This is a genomic window from Kribbella sp. NPDC020701 (assembly GCF_055562215.1).
The window spans coordinates 276,872-293,885 of record NZ_JBVHFT010000008.1 but is presented as its reverse complement, the minus strand read 5'-3'; the positions used below and the strand labels follow the sequence as shown (position 1 = coordinate 293,885).

14 protein-coding genes are annotated in these 17,014 nt (G+C 67.9%); 9 read left to right on the top strand and 5 right to left on the bottom strand.

Annotation, left to right across the window (positions count from 1 at the left end):
* Nucleotides 1-72 precede the first annotated feature (72 nt).
* Entirely contained in the window at nt 73-2,208 is a 2,136-nt protein-coding gene (locus ACZ3HV_RS21365) for an MMPL family transporter (protein WP_465686720.1), read from the top strand.
* A 10-nt stretch (nt 2,209-2,218) separates the two neighbouring features.
* Nucleotides 2,219-2,659, top strand: coding sequence for a YdeI/OmpD-associated family protein (locus ACZ3HV_RS21360; protein WP_465686719.1), 441 nt, complete (start codon nt 2,219-2,221; stop codon nt 2,657-2,659).
* Here the strand turns inward: ACZ3HV_RS21360 and ACZ3HV_RS21355 are convergent.
* On the bottom strand, nt 2,646-5,660 hold the full coding sequence (locus ACZ3HV_RS21355; protein ID WP_465686718.1) for a helix-turn-helix transcriptional regulator: 3,015 nt from the start codon (nt 5,658-5,660) through the stop codon (nt 2,646-2,648). The genes ACZ3HV_RS21360 and ACZ3HV_RS21355 overlap by 14 nt on opposite strands.
* A gap of 141 nt (nt 5,661-5,801) precedes the next feature.
* Between ACZ3HV_RS21355 and ACZ3HV_RS21350 the strand changes: the two genes are divergently transcribed.
* A complete protein-coding gene (locus tag ACZ3HV_RS21350; protein WP_465686717.1) occupies nt 5,802-7,238 on the top strand; it encodes an Nramp family divalent metal transporter in 1,437 nt (478 codons plus the stop codon).
* Between the two features lie 46 nt (nt 7,239-7,284).
* Here the strand turns inward: ACZ3HV_RS21350 and ACZ3HV_RS21345 are convergent, their stop codons facing one another.
* On the bottom strand, nt 7,285-8,214 hold the full coding sequence (locus tag ACZ3HV_RS21345) for an SMP-30/gluconolactonase/LRE family protein (protein ID WP_465686716.1): 930 nt from the start codon (nt 8,212-8,214) through the stop codon (nt 7,285-7,287).
* A 120-nt stretch (nt 8,215-8,334) separates the two neighbouring features.
* Entirely contained in the window at nt 8,335-9,240 is a 906-nt protein-coding gene (locus tag ACZ3HV_RS21340) for an SMP-30/gluconolactonase/LRE family protein (protein ID WP_465686715.1), read from the bottom strand.
* A 61-nt stretch (nt 9,241-9,301) separates the two neighbouring features.
* Between ACZ3HV_RS21340 and ACZ3HV_RS21335 the strand changes: the two genes are divergently transcribed.
* Nucleotides 9,302-9,751 (top strand): Lrp/AsnC family transcriptional regulator, encoded by a 450-nt coding sequence (locus ACZ3HV_RS21335; protein WP_360379890.1) that lies wholly within the window; start codon nt 9,302-9,304, stop codon nt 9,749-9,751.
* Between the two features lie 64 nt (nt 9,752-9,815).
* Nucleotides 9,816-11,606, top strand: coding sequence for an acetyl/propionyl/methylcrotonyl-CoA carboxylase subunit alpha (locus ACZ3HV_RS21330; RefSeq protein ID WP_465686714.1), 1,791 nt, complete (start codon nt 9,816-9,818; stop codon nt 11,604-11,606).
* Here the strand turns inward: ACZ3HV_RS21330 and ACZ3HV_RS21325 are convergent.
* Nucleotides 11,596-12,291 carry a TetR/AcrR family transcriptional regulator gene (locus ACZ3HV_RS21325; RefSeq protein WP_465686713.1) on the bottom strand — a complete coding sequence of 232 codons (696 nt, stop codon included), beginning with the start codon at nt 12,289-12,291 and terminating at the stop codon, nt 11,596-11,598. The genes ACZ3HV_RS21330 and ACZ3HV_RS21325 overlap by 11 nt on opposite strands.
* 251 nt (nt 12,292-12,542) lie before the next feature.
* Here ACZ3HV_RS21325 and ACZ3HV_RS21320 point away from each other — a divergent pair, with 251 nt between their 5' ends.
* The 3 genes from ACZ3HV_RS21320 (at nt 12,543) to ACZ3HV_RS21310 (ending at nt 16,032) form a co-directional block, all read left to right on the top strand.
* Complete coding sequence (locus ACZ3HV_RS21320) at nt 12,543-14,936, top strand: HNH endonuclease signature motif containing protein (protein ID WP_465686712.1); 2,394 nt, start codon at nt 12,543-12,545, stop codon at nt 14,934-14,936.
* A 438-nt stretch (nt 14,937-15,374) separates the two neighbouring features.
* Nucleotides 15,375-15,644, top strand: a complete 270-nt coding sequence (locus ACZ3HV_RS21315) for a hypothetical protein (RefSeq protein WP_465686711.1) — start codon at nt 15,375-15,377, stop codon at nt 15,642-15,644.
* Nucleotides 15,625-16,032, top strand: a complete 408-nt coding sequence (locus ACZ3HV_RS21310) for a hypothetical protein (protein ID WP_465686710.1) — start codon at nt 15,625-15,627, stop codon at nt 16,030-16,032. The genes ACZ3HV_RS21315 and ACZ3HV_RS21310 overlap by 20 nt, the downstream gene beginning before the upstream one ends.
* 43 nt (nt 16,033-16,075) lie before the next feature.
* On the opposite strand, the gene ACZ3HV_RS21305 is transcribed toward ACZ3HV_RS21310, so the two are convergent.
* Complete coding sequence (locus ACZ3HV_RS21305) at nt 16,076-16,360, bottom strand: hypothetical protein (RefSeq protein ID WP_465686709.1); 285 nt, start codon at nt 16,358-16,360, stop codon at nt 16,076-16,078.
* A 150-nt stretch (nt 16,361-16,510) separates the two neighbouring features.
* On the opposite strand from ACZ3HV_RS21305, the gene ACZ3HV_RS21300 reads away from it, so the two are divergent.
* Entirely contained in the window at nt 16,511-16,840 is a 330-nt protein-coding gene (locus ACZ3HV_RS21300; protein ID WP_465686708.1) for a hypothetical protein, read from the top strand.
* Nucleotides 16,841-17,014: the final 174 nt, after the last annotated feature.

The following is a 17,014-nucleotide window of genomic DNA, read 5'->3' as shown; positions in this document are numbered from 1 at the left end:
CCGCCGGGTGGTGAGAGAAGACGCGCTGATGCCTGAGTACTGTGCCGGTACCGAGCGTCGGAGGGGACAAGGGTGAGACAAAACAAGAGCCGGGCACGCTGGACGTGGCGCGCCGCGATCGCCGCGGTGCTGATCGGGTGGCTGGTGCTCGGCGCGCTCGGCGGGCCGACGGTCGGGAAGCTGAGCGAGGTCCAGGAGAACGACAACGCCAACTTCCTCCCGAAACAGGCCGAGTCCACGGTGGTCGCAGGAGAGTCGGCGAAGTTCGTCGACTCCAAAGCGCTGCCGTACTTCGTCCTGATCACCCGCGACTCCGGCATCACCCCGCAGGACCTCGCCAAGGCTCAGGCCTTCCTCGTCAGAGTTCCGACGCTGGACCTCGGCGACGGCAAGACCATCGGTGACTACCTGGCCGCGCCGGCCAAGACGGTGATCCCGTCGGAGGACAAGAAGGCGCTCCTGCTCACCATCGAGCTGGACGGTGAACGCGCCGACGACGTGGTCAAGCAGGGCGAGACCGTGCTGTACGCCGTCGCGGACACGATGCGCACCGACATCAAACAGAAGCTCACACCCACGGGTCTGTCCGTCTACGTCACCGGACCGGGCGGCGTCTTCGCGGACTTCGTGGTGGCGTTCAGCGGGATCGACGGGATCCTGCTCGGCGTCGCGCTCGCGGTGGTGTTCGTCATCCTGCTGATCGTCTACCGCAGCCCGATCCTGCCGATCGCGGTGCTACTCACCGCCATCTTCGGTCTCGCCCTGGCCGCGCTCGTCATCTATCCGCTGGCGAAGAACGACGTACTCGAGCTGAACGGCCAGAGCCAAGGCATCCTGTTCATCCTCGTCGTCGGAGCCGCGACCGACTACTCGTTGCTGCTCGTCTCGCGCTACAAGGAAGAACTGCACGACTACGAGAGCAAGTACGAGGCGATGAAGGTCGCGTGGCGTGCGGCGATCGAGCCGATCGCGGCCAGCGCGGCGACGGTCATCCTCGGCCTGCTCTGCCTGCTGCTCTCTCAACTCGGCAGCACCAAGGGTCTCGGTCCGGTCGGCGCGATCGGCATCGCCGGTGCGCTGATCGCGGCGATGAGCTTCCTGCCCGCGATCCTGCTCGCCTTCGGCCGGCGGATCTTCTGGCCGTCGATTCCACGCCTCGACCACGTGCATGCCGGCGACCAGGTCGGCGGCCGCAAGCTGTGGGGCCGCGTCTCCGGTCTGGTCGGCCGCCGGCCGCGCCGGGTCTGGGTGATCTCCGTGCTCGCCCTGCTGGCCTGTGCCGCGTTCCTGCCGACGTTCAAGGCGAGCGGCATCTCGCAGGAGGACCTGTTCCTCGACAAGGTCGAGTCCGTCACCGGCCAGCAGGAACTCGCCAAGCACTTCGACGCCGGCGCCGGTACGCCGGTGCAGATCCTCACCCCGGTCGCGCAGGCCGACCAGGTGGTCCAGACCGCGTTGCAGGTCGACGGCGTCAGTACGGCGTCCGCCTCGACGGCACCCGGCGTACCGCCGAAGGTTGTCGACGGCAAGGTTCTGGTCCAGGCCACGCTGAAGGTCCCGGCCGACTCACCCGACGCGACCAAGGTGGTCGAGCACCTGCGTACCGAGCTGGACAAGGTCAGCCCGGACGTCCTGGTCGGCGGCAACACCGCGATCAACCTGGATGTGCTCGACGCCAGCAAGCGCGACCTGCGGGTGATCATCCCGTCCATCCTGGCCGTCATCTTCGTCGTACTGATGCTCTTGCTGCGTTCGCTGGTCGCCGCCGTGCTGCTGGTGGTCGCGAACGTGCTGTCCTTCGGCGCCACGGTCGGCGTCAGCGCGCTGGCGTTCAACCACATCTTCGACTTCCCCGGCGCGGACCCGAGCATCCCGCTCTACGCGTTCGTCTTCCTGGTGGCGCTGGGCATCGACTACTCGATCTTCCTGATGACCAGGGTGCGGGAGGAATCCCAGGAACAGGGCACCAGACCGGGCATCCTGGTCGGCCTCGCGGTCACCGGCGGCGTGATCACCTCGGCCGGCGTCGTCCTCGCGGCCACCTTCTCCGCCTTGGCCGTCCTCCCCATCCTCTTCCTCGTCCAGATCGCGTTCATGGTCGCCTTCGGCGTCCTCCTCGACACCACCGTCGTCCGCTCCCTCCTCGTCCCCTCCCTCGCCTACGACATAGGCAAGAAGGTCTGGTGGCCCAGCAAGCTGTCGTCCTAGGTTGTGAACCATGGAGACCTTTGTGGGGTCGATCGTCGTGAACAACGGAGGCGGGGCTTGGGTGGAGGTGCCGGGGGATGTGATTGCCGCGTTGGGTGGGGGTGGGCGGATTCCGGTGCTGGCTACGTTCGATGGGGTGGCTTATCGGGGGTCTGTGGCGTCGATGGGTGGGTGTATGGCGCTGGGGATTCTGAAGAGCATCCGTTCTCAGCTCGGTAAGGGGGATGGGGATCCGGTCACCGTGACGGTGGAGCGGGATTCGGCTGAGCGGACGGTGGATGTGCCTGCGGATCTTGCGTCCGCGCTGGAGGAGGCTGGGTTGCGGGAGGCGTTCGACGGGCTCAGCTACAGCCATCGGCGCGAGCATGTGAACGCGATCAACGATGCCAAGAAGCAGCAGACCAGGGCGCGCCGGATCACGAAAGCTTTGCAGATGCTCAGGGCCTCTTGAGGGAGGCTAGTTCCGTGCGGTTGGCGACACCGAGTTTCGCGTAGACGTGGGCGAGGTGCGTCTTCACCGTGCCGCGGCTGATGAACAGCCGCTCGCCGATCTCCGGGTTACTCAGTCCCTCCACGGCCAACGCCACGACTTGCTCCTCCGTCGGCGTCAGACTCGCCCACCCACTCGACGGCCGGCCCCGCGCTCCCCTCGTACGCCGGGCATACGCGACAGCCTCGTCGAGCGGCAGTGGTGGCTCATCCGAGCTCGGCAAGACCGGGTGGTCCGCCGGAGCCACGTAGCCGATCGCGATACGGGCCGCGGCGGCTGCACCTGCCAGCCGGGCGGCGTCTGCCCCACGGTTGGTGTGATTCGCCAGCAGGGCAAGGGATTCCAGGCTGTCGATGACGTACGTACGCAGCCCCTGGTCGACCCGAATCGTCAACGCCTGGTGCAGGAGGTCCGCAGCCTTGTCCGGCTGGCCGGTGATCATCGATCGGCCGAGCTGGTCGAGCGCGTCGGTGAGGATCCTCGGCAGGTTGTAGCGACGCGCTAACTCCACACAGCGTTCGAGTGCCTCTGCCGCCTCGGCCTCGCGGCCCCCGGCGCGTAATGCGGCCGCGATCGTCGGCAACAACATCGCCGGCGCGAAGGTCCCGGCGAGTGGGCTGTCCGGTGCGGTGTCACGGGCCATCCATTCGACCGCTGCGTCGTACTCGCCGCTCCAGTACGAGATGAGGCCCATCACCTGGCCGAGGTTCGGCACCACGGCACCGGCGGTCTCGGCGAGCTCGAGCAGCGGACGCATCAGCTCGCGCGCCTCGTCGAGCCGACCGGTCCGCACCAACAGGGCAGCCAGTTGCGCGCGTGCCGCGCCGACGCGGTGGAAGTCGGCCAGTGGTTCGGCCGCGGCGAGGGCCCGCTCGGCGATCTCGACCGCCTGGACCGGTGCACCGGTCGAGGCGAGGCTCTCCGACCACACCGTGAGTACGGTCGAAGCGATCCCTCGTTCGCCGCTGGTGATCAGTCCGTCGGTAATGAGCTCGAACAACGGGCGCAGTTCGTCGTGCCGGTCCCAGAGCGCCAGCAGGACGCATTGCAAGGCAATGTTGGCGTTCCGGGCGGGTTCGTTGCCGATCCCCTCGGCCAGCCGGCGCCCTTCCGCGGTCAGCTCCCAGGCCCGCTGGAAGTCGGTGAAGAACTCGCCGACCGCAACGAGGGCCAGGAACAGCGACCGCATCCGATCGTCGCCCAGCTCGGTCGCGAGCTCCAGCCCGCGTCCGGCCGCGTCGTACCCGAACGGGTCGACGGTGTCGGCGACGGTCGCGTAGCCGTACAGCAAACGGGCCTGAAGCAACGTTCGGTCATCCGGCGCGCGGTCGATCGCCCGGCGGAGGTAGCCGATGCCCTCGTTGCCCGTCGCCTGCAGGTTCCACAGCCACCGCAACGCCGCTGCCAGGCGGCGGCCGCGGGCCGGGTCCGGCGCCTGGAGCCCGTGCTCCAGCGCCGCTCGGAAGTTGTCGCGGTCAGGCTCGATCAGTGCTCGCCACTTGTCCCGATCGCTGTCCAGCAAGGGTTCTGCCGCTTCCGCCACGGCCAGGTAGTGATCGAGCTGGAGGTCGCGGATCAGCTCGACCTCACCGGCTTCCGCCAGCCGCGCCCCGGCGTACTCGCGGATCGTTTCGAGCAACCGGTAGCGCCCGGCCTCGGCGACAACGAGCGATTTGTCGACAAGCCGCCCGAAGATCTCCAGTACGCCGTCCCGCCCGCAGACCGCCCGAGCTGCGTCCACAGTGAATCCGCCGGCGAACACGGCCAGCCGCCGGAACACCTGCCGCTCGTCGGGATCGAGCAGCTCGTGACTCCAGTCGATCGACGCGGCCAACGTCTGCTGGCGAGCCGCGACACCGCGTACGTTCTTCGTCAGCAGCCCGAACCGGTCGTCCAGACCGGCCTCGATCTGCTCGGGGGTCAGCGTGCGTACCCAGGCAGCCGCCAGCTCCAGGGCCAGCGGCATCCCGTCCAGCCGAACGCAGATCGACCGGATCGCCTGCGCCGACTCGGGAAACTCGGCCCCGGCTCGCTCCACGAACAGCAGGCGGGCCTCGTCCGGCGCCAGCGCGGGCACCCTCCAGGTCGCTTCACCCGGTACGTCGAGCGGCTCGCGGCTCGTCGCCAGCACCGAGACCTCGGGACACGCGGTCTGCAACGCGACCACGAACTCCGCGACGCCGTCGATGATCTGCTCGCAGTTGTCCAGGCAGATCAAGGCCCGCTTGGTGCGCAACTGGCCGACCAGCAGGCGGGTGCGATCGCCGGCCTCGACCAGTACGCCGACCGCGGCCGCGACCGCCTCCGGGATCTGCGCGGTCTCGGTGATCGCGGAGAGGTCGACCCACCAGACGCCGTCGGGCCAACGTTCCGCGAGCTGTGCCGCCGTTTGGGCGGCGAGCCGGGTCTTGCCGCTGCCGCCCGGACCGGTCAGGGTCACGAGCCGGTTCCCGGACAGTTGAGTCCTGAGCGCGGCCAGTTGGGTCTGCCTGCCGACGAAGCTGGTGAACATCACCGGGAGGTTGTTCGGCACCCGATCCAGCGATCGCAACGGCCCGGTGGTCGTCGTGAGCTCGAAGATCCGCTCCGGCGACCCCAGATCCTTCAACCGATGCACACCTAGGTCCGTCCCGGCTCCGACGGTTGCGGTCAGCAACGTCTGGCCCGGGTTCGCGATCTCCAGCAACTGCTCGGCGTGCCTCACCACCGGCCCCACGACAACGCCTGTGTGTACGGCGATCCGCAGCAGTTCCCCCGCCGGCACACCAGATGCCGCCTCCCGCAACTCGTGCGCGGCCGCAACCGCGTCCCCCGGGTTCGAGAAGACCACGATCGGCCACGCAGCGTCACGCCGTACCAGCTTCTCCCCCGGCAGTTCGTCCATCAGCCCTGCCAGCCGTACGTGCGCGGGTGCGCTCGCGGCCCCGGCATACGAGGCGGTCAGAACCGTCACCCCACTCATGCTTGGCAGTCTGCCATTCCCACCGCACCAGCCCTCCCGCGCTTGCCTGCCACACGCGGGGGTACCTGTGTCGAGTCGCCTGTGTCGACAGTATTCGCTAAGGTCCGGACAAAGTGGGGGTCCGAGGAAGTGAGGAGCCCGATGGCAGACACCAGATCGACTGACCACGGAACATTCGCACTGCCGACCAAGAACCTGCCCGCGCCGCAAGTGCGCGACCTTCCCGAGCCGCCCACCTCGACGTGGAAGATCATCGGCCCGGGCATGGTCGGTGCCGGGGTCGGGCTGGCGTCGGGTGAATTCATCCTCTGGCCGTACATCTCCAGCCAGGTCGGCCTGGTGTTCCTCTGGGGCGCCTTCGTCGGCGTGGTGATCCAGTGGTTCCTGAACATGGAGATCGAGCGGTACACGCTGGCCACTGGTGAGACAGCGTTGACCGGCTTCAACCGGTACGGCAAGCACTGGGGCCTGTTCTTCGCGATCATGACCTACTTCGCGAACATGTGGCCCGGCTGGGCGACCAGCTCGGCCGCGATGCTCACCTACCTGTTCGGTGCCGGCGACCCGCGCTGGATCGCGATCGGCATCCTGCTGGTGATCGGCCTGATCCTGACCTTCGCGCCGGTCGTCTACGTGATGCTCGAGCGGCTGATCGCGGTGAAGATCGCGGCGGTCGCCCTGCTCGTCATCCTGGCGCTGGTGTTCGCCATCCGCGGCAAGACCTACAGCGCGCTCGGCGACGCGGTCACCCACCCGCAGTTCCCGGTCGAGCAGCTCGGGTTCGCGCTGATGATGGGCGCGATCGCGTACGCCGGTGCCGGTGGCGGCCAGAACCTCGTGCAGAGCAACTGGATCCGCGACAAGGGCTTCGGCATGGGAGTGCACGTACCGCGCCTGACGTCGCCGGTCACCGGTGAGACCGAGGCCGACCCGACCGCCAACGGGTACATCTTCACTCCCGACGAGGCGAACATGGCCCGCTGGAAGCGCTGGTGGAAGTTCGCCAACATCGAGCAGGCCGCGACGTTCGTGGCGATCACCGTGCTCACCATCGCGTTCACCTCGATGCTCGCGCACGCGACGCTGTTCGGTAACCCCGATGTCAAGAACAACATCAGCTTCCTGAAGATCGAGGGCACCACGCTGCAGTCCCTGGTCGGCGGCTGGTTCGGCTACCTGTTCTGGGCGATCGGCGCGTTCGCGCTGTTCGCGGCCGCGGCCGGCATCGTCGACTACACCTCGCGGCTGGCCTCGGACATGATCAAGGCGCGCTACCTGCGCGACTCGAAGGTGACCGAGTCCAAGCTGTACTTCTGGCTGGTCTGGGGACTGGTTGCCTTCGGCATCCTCGTGCTGCTGGCGGGCCTGGACCAGCCGCTCGTCCTGCTGGTCATCTCCGCCTGCACCGCCGGCACGATGATGTTCGTGTACTCCGGCCTGCTCTGGTGGATGAACTCCCGGGCGCTGCCGCACGCGATCCGCATCACCCCGGTCCGCGCGGTCGTGCTGGCGTTCTCCTTCCTGGCCTTCGGGTTCCTGGCCGTGTTCACGATCATCGACCAGGTGAAGAAGCTGTAGCCGCTCAGGCCCGGGGTACGCCGTACCCCGGGCCTGTCGGGATCAGCTAGGCGCGGGGGCCGAACGGGAGCGGGGCGCCCTTGACGGTGGTGAAGAGGGAGTACACGGACGTCGTCGCGGTGATGAAGAGGCGGTTGCGTTTGGCGCCGCCCCAGACGAGGTTGGAGACGGTTTCGGGGACGAGCAGCTTGCCGAGCAGGGTGCCGTCGGGGTGGTAGACGTGGACGCCGTCAGCGGCGGAAGCCCAGACGCGCCCCTCGCTGTCGAGCCGGATGCCGTCGAAGATCCCGTTGCCGCACTCGGCGAACAGCTCACCGCCGGACAACTTGTCGCCGTCGACGCGGAACATCCGGATCGTCCCCTCCTCCGAATCGGTGATGTAGAGCAGCGATTCGTCGACGGAGAACGCCAACCCGTTCGGCCGGTTGAAATCGTCGGCGACCCGGGTCAGTACCCCGTCCGGCGCGACCCGGTAGACGTGGCAACCGCCCGTCTCGATCTCGCCTTTGTACCCCTCGTAGTCGCTGTCGATCCCGTACGCCGGATCCGTGAACCAGACCGATCCGTCGCGTTTCACCACCACGTCGTTCGGGCTGTTCAGCCGCTTGCCGTCGTACTCCGACGCGAGGACGGAGAGCCCGCCGTGGTGCTCGGTCCGGGTCACCCGCCGGTTGCCGTGCTCGCAGCTGATCAGGCGGCCCTCGGTGTCGAGCGTGTGCCCGTTGGTGTTCCCGGCCGGCTGCCGGAAGACGGAGACCTGGTACGACGCCTCGTCCCAGCGCAGGATGCGGTCGTTCGGGATGTCGCTCCAGAGCAGGTACCGCCCGGCCGGCGAGTACACGGGACCCTCCACCCAGCGGCCGCCGGTCCACAGCCGCTCGAGCAGCTTGTCCCCGCGGATCCCGGCGAACCGGTCATCCAGCGACTCCCAGACGGCCGGTGCGGTCCCTGCCAACGGTTCGAGAATGCCCGTCATCACCACTCCTCGAGAACTCGGCTCCACAACACCAGCGACCCTATGCGCTTCTCCCCCGCACCGCCCCTGCTCGACCGCCGCTTGGACGTCGCGGTCCGGAGGATGCACTGGCGCCGCTGATCAGGCTCCGTTTGCTGTGAGCAACCAGGACCAGACCGAGGTGGTCGCGGTGATGAAGAGGCGGTTCTTCTTCGGGCCACCGAAAGTCAGGTTGGACACGATGTCCGGCAGCAGGAGCTTGCCGATCAGAGTGCCGTCCGGGTCGAAGCAGTGCACGCCCTCGTGCGTCGCCGTCCAGATCCGACCGGCCCCGTCCAGCCGGATGCCGTCGAACATGCCGGCCGTGCACGGCGCGAACACCTCACCTCCGGACAGCTTCTCGCCCTCCACGTCGAACCGGCGGATGTGCTTGGCCGGGGTGTCGACGACGTACAACTGGCTCTCGTCCCGGGAGAACGCGAGGCCGTTCGGGCGCGTGAAGTCGTCCGCGACCACGGTCAGCTCGCCGCTCGGGGCGATTCGGTAGACGTGGCAGCCGTCGATCTCCTGCTCGCCGGCGTGGCCTTCGTAGCTGGAGGTGATCCCGTACGGCGGGTCCGTGAACCAGATCGAGCCGTCGCTGTGCACGACCACGTCGTTCGGGCTGTTCAGGCGGCGGCCGTCCAGGCGGGACGCGAGTACCGTGCGGGTTCCGTCGTACTCGGTCCGGATGACGCTGCGGTCGCCCTGCGAGCAGCTGATCAGGCGGCCGGCGCGGTCGATGGTGTTGCCGTTGACATAGCCGGACGGCTCGCGGAAGACGCTCACCTGACCGGACACCTCGTCCCAGCGCAGCAGCCGGTCGTTGGGGATGTCACTGAAGATCAGGCAGCGCCAGGCCGGTGCGTACGCCGGTCCTTCCAGCCAGCGACCGCCGTCGTACAGGCACTCGACGTACTCGTCGCCGGCGATCTTGCGGAATCTGTCGTCGAGCACCACCAGGTCGGCGCGGATCCGCGGCGGCGCGGGGTTGAGGGTGATGGTCATATGCAGGACTCTATCCTGTTATCCTCGCCTCGGACAGAATCAGATTCGGAAGAGATCGCAGATGACCATAGATGATCTGGATCGCAAGCTGCTCGCCGCCTTACAGGACGACGCCGGGCAGTCGTACGCCGCACTCGGGCAGGCCGTCGGCCTCTCGGCGGGTTCGGCGCACGAGCGGGTCCGCAAACTGAAGGCGGCCGGTGTGATCCGGCGTACGACGGTCGACGTCGACCCGGCCGCGCTCGGCCGCGGCGTACTGGCCTTCGTCATGCTCGACGCGAGTGCCTGGATGGGCGACGAGCCGACCCTCCAGGCGTTGGAAGCGATTCCGGCGGTCCAGGAGGCGCACATCATCGCCGGCCCGGCGTCCGTCCTGGTGAAGGTGCGGACAGCGACCACGGAGGACCTCCAGGCCACGCTGCGCGCTCTCCACCAGCTCGACGGCGTCACGAGTACGCAGACGATCGTCGTACTGGAGTCGTTCTTCGAGCGCGCGCCCGCGGTGATGTGAGCAACGCCCTGTCTCCTTCGGGGGCCGGTTCACCCTAGACTCGGGCCAGCCGAAGGGAGTCGCTGTGTCCGACAGCAAGCAGATCACCAAGGTGCTGGTCGCCAACCGGGCCGAGATCGCCGTCCGGGTCATCCGGGCCGCCGCCGATGCGGGGCTGGACAGCGTCGCCGTGTACGCCGACCAGGACCGGGACGCCCTGTTCGTCCGGCTCGCCGACGAGGCATACGCGCTGGACGGGTCGACACCGGCCGACTCCTACCTGAACATCGCCAAGATCCTGGATGTCGCGGCCCGCTCGGGTGCGAACGCCGTCCACCCCGGCTACGGCTTCCTGGCCGAGAACGCCGGCTTCGCCCAGGCCGTGCTCGACGCCGGGCTGATCTGGATCGGCCCGCCGCCGTCCGCGATCGACTCGCTCGGCGACAAGGTCAAGGCCCGGCACATCGCCGAGAAGGTCGGCGCGCCGCAGGTCCCCGGCACGCCGGACCCGGTTGCCGATGCGTCGGAGGTGATCGCCTTCGCTTCGGAGTACGGGTTGCCGATCGCGATCAAGGCGGCGTACGGCGGTGGTGGGCGCGGGATGAAGGTCGCGCGCACGCTGGAGGAAGTGCCGGAGCTGTTCGAGTCCGCGACCCGTGAGGCCGTGAGTGCCTTCGGGCGCGGCGAGTGTTTCGTCGAGCGATACCTGGACAAGCCGCGGCACGTCGAGACACAGTGCCTGGCCGATGCCCACGGCAACGTCGTGGTCGTCTCGACCCGGGACTGCTCGCTGCAGCGCCGGTACCAGAAGCTGGTCGAGGAAGCGCCGGCGCCGTTCTTGACCGCTGAGCAGCTGGAGATCCTGTACTCGGCGTCGAAGGCGATCCTGCGAGAGGCCGGGTACGTCGGTGCCGGGACGTGTGAGTTCCTGGTCGGACAGGACGGGCTGATCTCGTTCCTCGAAGTGAACACCCGGCTGCAGGTCGAGCACCCGGTCTCGGAGGAGGTCACCGGGCTGGACCTGGTGCGGGAGATGTTCCGGATCGCCAACGGCGAGGAGCTCGGGTACGACGATCCCGTCGTGTCGGGGCACTCGATCGAGTTCCGGATCAACGCCGAAGATGGTGGGCGTGGGTTCCTGCCGGCGCCGGGGACGTTGACGCGCTGGCATGCGCCGTCGGGTCCCGGCGTACGGATCGATGGTGGCTACGACCAGGGCGAGACGGTGCCGGGAGCGTTCGACTCGCTGGTGGCCAAGCTGATCGTGACCGGTCGGGACCGGACCCAGGCGCTGGAGCGGTCGCGCCGGGCGCTGCGCGAGTTCGTGGTCGAGGGGATGCCTACGGTCATTCCGTTCCACAGCGCTGTGGTGTCGGATCCTGCGTTCGTCGGGACCGATGGGTTCAAGGTCCACACCCGGTGGATCGAGACCGAGTTCGACAACCAGCTCACGCCGTACGAGGGTCCGACGGCAGAGACGCCCGAGCCTGGGGAACGCGAGAAGGTGACCGTCGAGGTCGGCGGCAAGCGACTCGAGGTTGTCCTCCCTGCTGGCCTGGGTGCCGTCGCCGGAGTAGGTGCTGTTGCTGCGGGCGCCGGCGCCGGCGCGAAGAGGAAGCCTGCCCGCCGGGCCGGCAGCTCGGGCAAGGCCGCCGCCTCGGGCGACTCGCTCACCTCGCCGATGCAGGGCACCATCGTCAAGATCGCCGTCGAGGAAGGCGCGACTGTTGCCGAAGGCGACCTCATCGTGGTCCTCGAGGCCATGAAGATGGAGCAACCGCTCAACGCCCACAAGTCCGGCACGGTCACCAACCTCACCGCCGAGGTAGGCGCCACAGTCTCCGCCGGCGCCCCTCTCTGCGAAATCAAAGACTGATCTCTTGAGTAGCTGCGGCTAGGCGTTTCTCGAAACCGTCGAGGATCGCTTGTAGTCCGAAGTCGAAGGTGTTGTCGGGTTCAGCGGCGTACTGCGTGGCGGCTGTCGTATCCAGCCGCACCCGCAGCCGCGGGAACTCGGCAGCAACCTCTTGCGCCTTGGCCATGAACTCCCGCATCGTCTGCTCAGGATCCCGGCCACCGCGACTCAGCCGCCTGCTAAGCGACACCTCGGCGGCGGCGCCGAGCGCGCTCCCGATCACAAAGATCACCACAGTGCCCGCCGCACGATCCGCGTCGGCGGGCGCGAACCCTGCCTGCTCATAGAGCGCCAGACTGTGGTCGTCGTACCGGAACTTCCCCGGGCCGGCCAACAGATGACTCCCGAACGCCTGCCCCAGCCACGGATGCCGAGTGAGCATCCCGTGCAGGCCCGTCGCCATCGCCGAAGCCGCCGCGCGCCATTCGGTGCCCTCGAGATCCGGCAGCTCGATCTCACCCCAGATCGCATCGCCCGCGAGCTGCACCAGCTCGTCCTTGGTCTTGATATGCCAGTAGATCGCCGTCGCCGCCGTACCCAACCGCTGCCCGAGCGCCCGCATATTCAGCCCGTCGAGCCCTTCACTGTCGAGCAACTCAACAGCAGCCGACACGATCTGCTCCACCGTCAAGGAATCCCTAGGCACCCTCCCACCCTAATTGAACATAGTTCAGCCGTCTGCAGCGCCAGGCCGACCACGCCCGCCGCGAGCCACCCCGACTCCGACGCCGACGCTTGCGCCAGAGATTGGTTGCCTAAGACAACATTCATCGGAGTTGTCCACAGGCCCCGACTGTTGTGGATGAGGGAAGCATCCCTGTGGATAGCTCGAATCCCTTGAAAATAAGGGCTTCTGGGTTTGAGAACTGTCGGGTGGGTGTGCCTAGAGTTGTCTGCATGGAACTCCTGGGCGAGCGACCGGTGTGGTCGATGAGTGGCGGCGAGATGCTGTCGACTCTCGACGCCCTGGATGCTGAGCTGGCCCAGCTGGAGGCCTATCGTCTGCAGGTCATCGCGGGTATCGACGCGACCGGATACGCGCAGGAGCTGGGCGCCCGCGACACCGCCGAATTGCTCGCCTTCCGGTACCGCATGGACCGTCCCCAGGCCCACCGCGACGTCAAGCTGGCCCGCGCCCTGCCGAAGTACGGCAGCGTGTCCACAGCATTGACGCACGGCATCATCCCCTTGGACTCCGCAGCCGACACCGGGGCGAGCGCAACCGGCGAGCAGGACATCGACACCCCTGACGGTGCGGACGCTTGCGTCGACGGGCTGGAGCCGCTCCACGATCAGAGTGCCGACCACGCACGGTTGTTTCGCCCGGCGCAGGCGGGCGCGATCGTGTCGGCGCTGGAACGAGTCCGATCCAGGGTTCCGGTCGAACACCTTGAGGTGGCCGAGGCACAGTTGGTGACCCTGGCCGGTCACCTGTCCCCGAGTGAGCTGCGCAGGGCCGCGAAGCAGATCTGCGACCTCCTGGACTCGGACGGCCCCGAACCGGACGAACAGAGGGCGTACGCACGTGAGTCCCTGACGATGGCGAACGCCGACAACGGGGTCACGTTCCGCGGCTACCTCGCCAACGAGAACGCCGAACTCCTGCGCTCCCTGGTCCACGCCGGCGCCCGCCCCCACAGAACCATCGACGGCGAACTCGACCCCCGCCCCCGCGACAAACGCCAGGCCGACGCACTCACGAGCGTCCTCACCATCGCCGCCGCAGCCACCGACACCGGCTTCAAAGTCCGCGCCATCGAGACCTCAGCCGCCCATCACAGCAGTCAACCCACGGACGGCAGCGACACCGGCGTCGGCGCCGGCAGCAACACCGGCACCGGCACCGGAACCGGCACAGCAACTCCAGCCACAGACCCGACCGCGGCCGCCGGCGACCCCGCAACCTCCATCACAGGCCGAGCGCCTGGGGCGAGCGGTTGGGTGCCCGGCTTCGGCGCCAAGGCCAACATCACCGTCACCATCGACCTGGAGGATCTGAAGCGTGCCACCGCGGACGCAGCCGGCGACCTGGTTTACGGCGACAGGTTGTCAGCAGCCACCATCCGCCGCCTCGCCTGCGACGCCAAGATCATCCCGTTAGTACTCGGCTCGCACTCCGAACCCCTCGACGTCGGCCGCGCGGAACGCCTCGTCACCCCGGGGATGCGCCGCGCCCTGAACGCTCGGGACAAGGGCTGCGTCATCTGCGGAGCCCCACCCGTCCAATGCGACGCCCACCACCTCGACTCCTGGATCAACGGCGGCCCCACCGCCATCCACAACCTCGCCCTCCTCTGCCGCCGCCACCACGTCGACCTGCACCACGGGAACTGGACCATCACCATCACCAACGGCGTCGTCCACGTAGCGCGCCCCACCTGGGCCGACCCACCACCCCCACGCCTCGCTCTCTCAACCCAGCAACCTGCCCCACCCCGACGTACAACCACGCCCACACCCACCGCCACACCAGCCACATCCAGCACTACACCGGCCGATCCCGCCATCGCAGCACCGCGCGAACCGGAGCCGATACCCAACACGACACCGACGCCGACGCCCGCGCCCGCGCCCGCGCCCGCGCCCGCCACAGCATCACTCACCGAAGCTGGCGTGCAGGTTCCGCCCGCGTTGGTTGCCGCCGCGACCGCACTCGGTTCCGCGAGCCGCCGTACGACAACAGGCGCAGAACTTCAACGCCTACTCGCAGCCAAGGGCGAGAGCACCAGCCCCATCGCGGCATCCTCACTACGAGAAGCAGCGACCCTAGCCATCTGGGGTGAACCCTCCACCCCACTCGACAGGCCCGTGACCATCGAGTCCACCACCTCCCCCGGTGATCCACGACTCGACCCGTACGGCGATCAACCATCCAGCCCATGGCCCGAGCTCGACGACGACCACTCGTCCAACGAACTGGCAAGACCGCGATCACCCTCGAACCGACGTAGTAGCCACCCGGCCCCATCGACGCGAGAGCCAGCCCCTGTGCCCCGCTCCGCCCCGTCGATCTCGAGAAGCGGTTCCGGCGATGCTTCGCCCATCGCCGGCCCGAGGGCGGCGCCGGAGCCGCACCGTGGCCAGACCACCCGGACCATGAGCATCGTCGGTCTCTCGCCGGACACGCGTCGCCCAACAACAAGCGCGGTGTCCAGCCCTACGTCGTACCCAGGTGTGCGACCAGCAGCCGAGCCCACCCGAGAGCCAGACCCGTCAGCCGACCAGGCGCATCTTGCTGCCGTCGCCTTCCTGTCGCCGGTGACGAGGTGGTTGAGGGGGTGTAACGACTAGGTCGGTTCAAACAGATGACCCGCGACATCGGTGCACCCCAGCGCGTACCGTTGGAAGTCCCCACGGTGTGGAGTCATCCCCCCTGACCCACACGGACGGGTGCCCTGTTCTGGTGATCAGGGCACCCTGTTCATCTCCTCCGGAGTCGCGTGTAACGCGGGCCGATCCCGCGGCGATGTCATCCATGAAGGCCCTGCTACCCGTGCTGTCGTACGCAGCGCGGGACCCCACGCAGGGCTTTCAATATTGCGCAGCACACGACATGCCCTCCCTGCGTCAGGTACGGCGATCTGACGTTCCGCGTGATCCGGAGGCTGCATGCTGCACGGGGCAGCTTGAGTACAACGACTGCTGCTGAAACTCACGTCCTCAACCGCACTGTGGCCTGCGGTGATGTCGACCGCCCTCGCTCCCGTGATATCGACCGCGCCTGGCGTGGTGTCATCGACCGGGCTCGGTGTGGTGGCGTCGACCGGGCTCGGTGCGGTGTCGTCGGCGAGGCTTGCTGTGTTGTCGTGGGGCGGGCTCGGGGTGGTGGCTGCTGCGCCCTCGCCGGGACCGGCGTCGTCGAGTTCGGGATTCGATGCGAGTTCGTTCTTCACCGGGGCCGCGGTCGCAACGGTCCTCGCCGCGATCATCGGGGCGTGGTCGGCGTGGCGGCGAGCTAAGAAGGAGCGTGCCGAGTCGCTTGAGGATCAGCCGCAGTAAGGCTCGCGAAGACGCCGTACGGCGGCAGCGTGACGCCGGTCAGGAGTTGCAAGGGAAGGCGATCAGCCTGGCCGAGGCCGCCGTACTGGGTTATGCCGGCAAGACCTCGGCCGAGATCGCCGCACCTGGTACGGAACTCGTGAAGGCCTGGCAAGGCCTCCAGAACTCAGCCAGGGAAGCCTGGACGATGCTTGGCGCCAAGGACGACGAACTCACGCCACTAATGGGTGCGGTCAACGCGGCGGTCAAGGGCCTGCTCGACTCAGCAACGGCCGGAAAGGTCGACGCACCTCAAGCCAGCGCGAGCCTCGAGGCGCTGAACGAAAGCGTGATCGCACTGGGCCAAAGAGCCCTGGAAGTGCAGCAAACCAAGGGGGGATCTGAATGAGGACGGTCATCCGCTTGGCCGCGGCAATCATGATCGTCGGTGGCTACCTGCTGCCCGCCGCCGCAATCCAGGCATGTGCCGCGACCACTGCACTCACCACGACCGCCGCATCCGCCGCATCCGCCGTCTCCGGTGCATCCGGCGTGACCGGTGCATCCGCCGCATCCAGTGCGATCGGTGCATCCGGTGCATCCGGCGCGAGCGGTGCATCTATCGCGACACGTGCGTACGGCGTGACCAGTGCGTCCGTTGCGTCCGTTGCGACCGGCGTGTCCGGTGCGGCCGTGGGCGTTGCTCGGGCGGTCCCGATGGTGGACTCCGGGGGCATCGATGCCTCGGATGTTTATGTCGCGTTGGCTGGGTTCTGGGGCGGGGCGGTGACGGCCGGAGTCGTCGCGGTCGCGCGGCAGGGGCGGCAGAACCAGCGGCTGCGAGCGAACAGGAGCGTCGCGCGGCCGAGGAAGGGCGCCGGGCGGATGTGCAGCGACAGGTCGAGGCGGCGAAGAAGGCGGTTGCGACGTGCATCGCCGCCGTCCAGACGCTGGTCACTGCACGCAAGCTGGGCTTGGAGGGGAACGTCCTCGCGCATATCCAAACCGCCAACCAAGCCATGGCGGAACTTCAGGTCAATCCTCTGTGGCCTGAGTTGCTGGACAAGGACGGGAAGGATCGGTTGGGACCCGCACTGAATGCCGTCATCCTGGCCAACTACGACGGCGACGCCCTGGCCGTCTCTAGGTTCAACATGTTCGCCGAAGTCACGATCGCCACCCTCAACGCCTGGCCCCCAGACCGAGCAGCCGCCTAGCCCCGAGGCACCCTTCAAGAGAAGCCACGGCGAGGCTCGCCACAGAGACCGCGGCTGGGCGGAGCCTGCTGGCTGTTGCCGGAGGTAGAGCTTGCCGGCGCTTGTCGGAGGTGGGGCTTGCCAGCTGCTGTCGGGGTGGGTGGGCGCTTGTCAGCTGCTGTCGGCGTGGGTTGG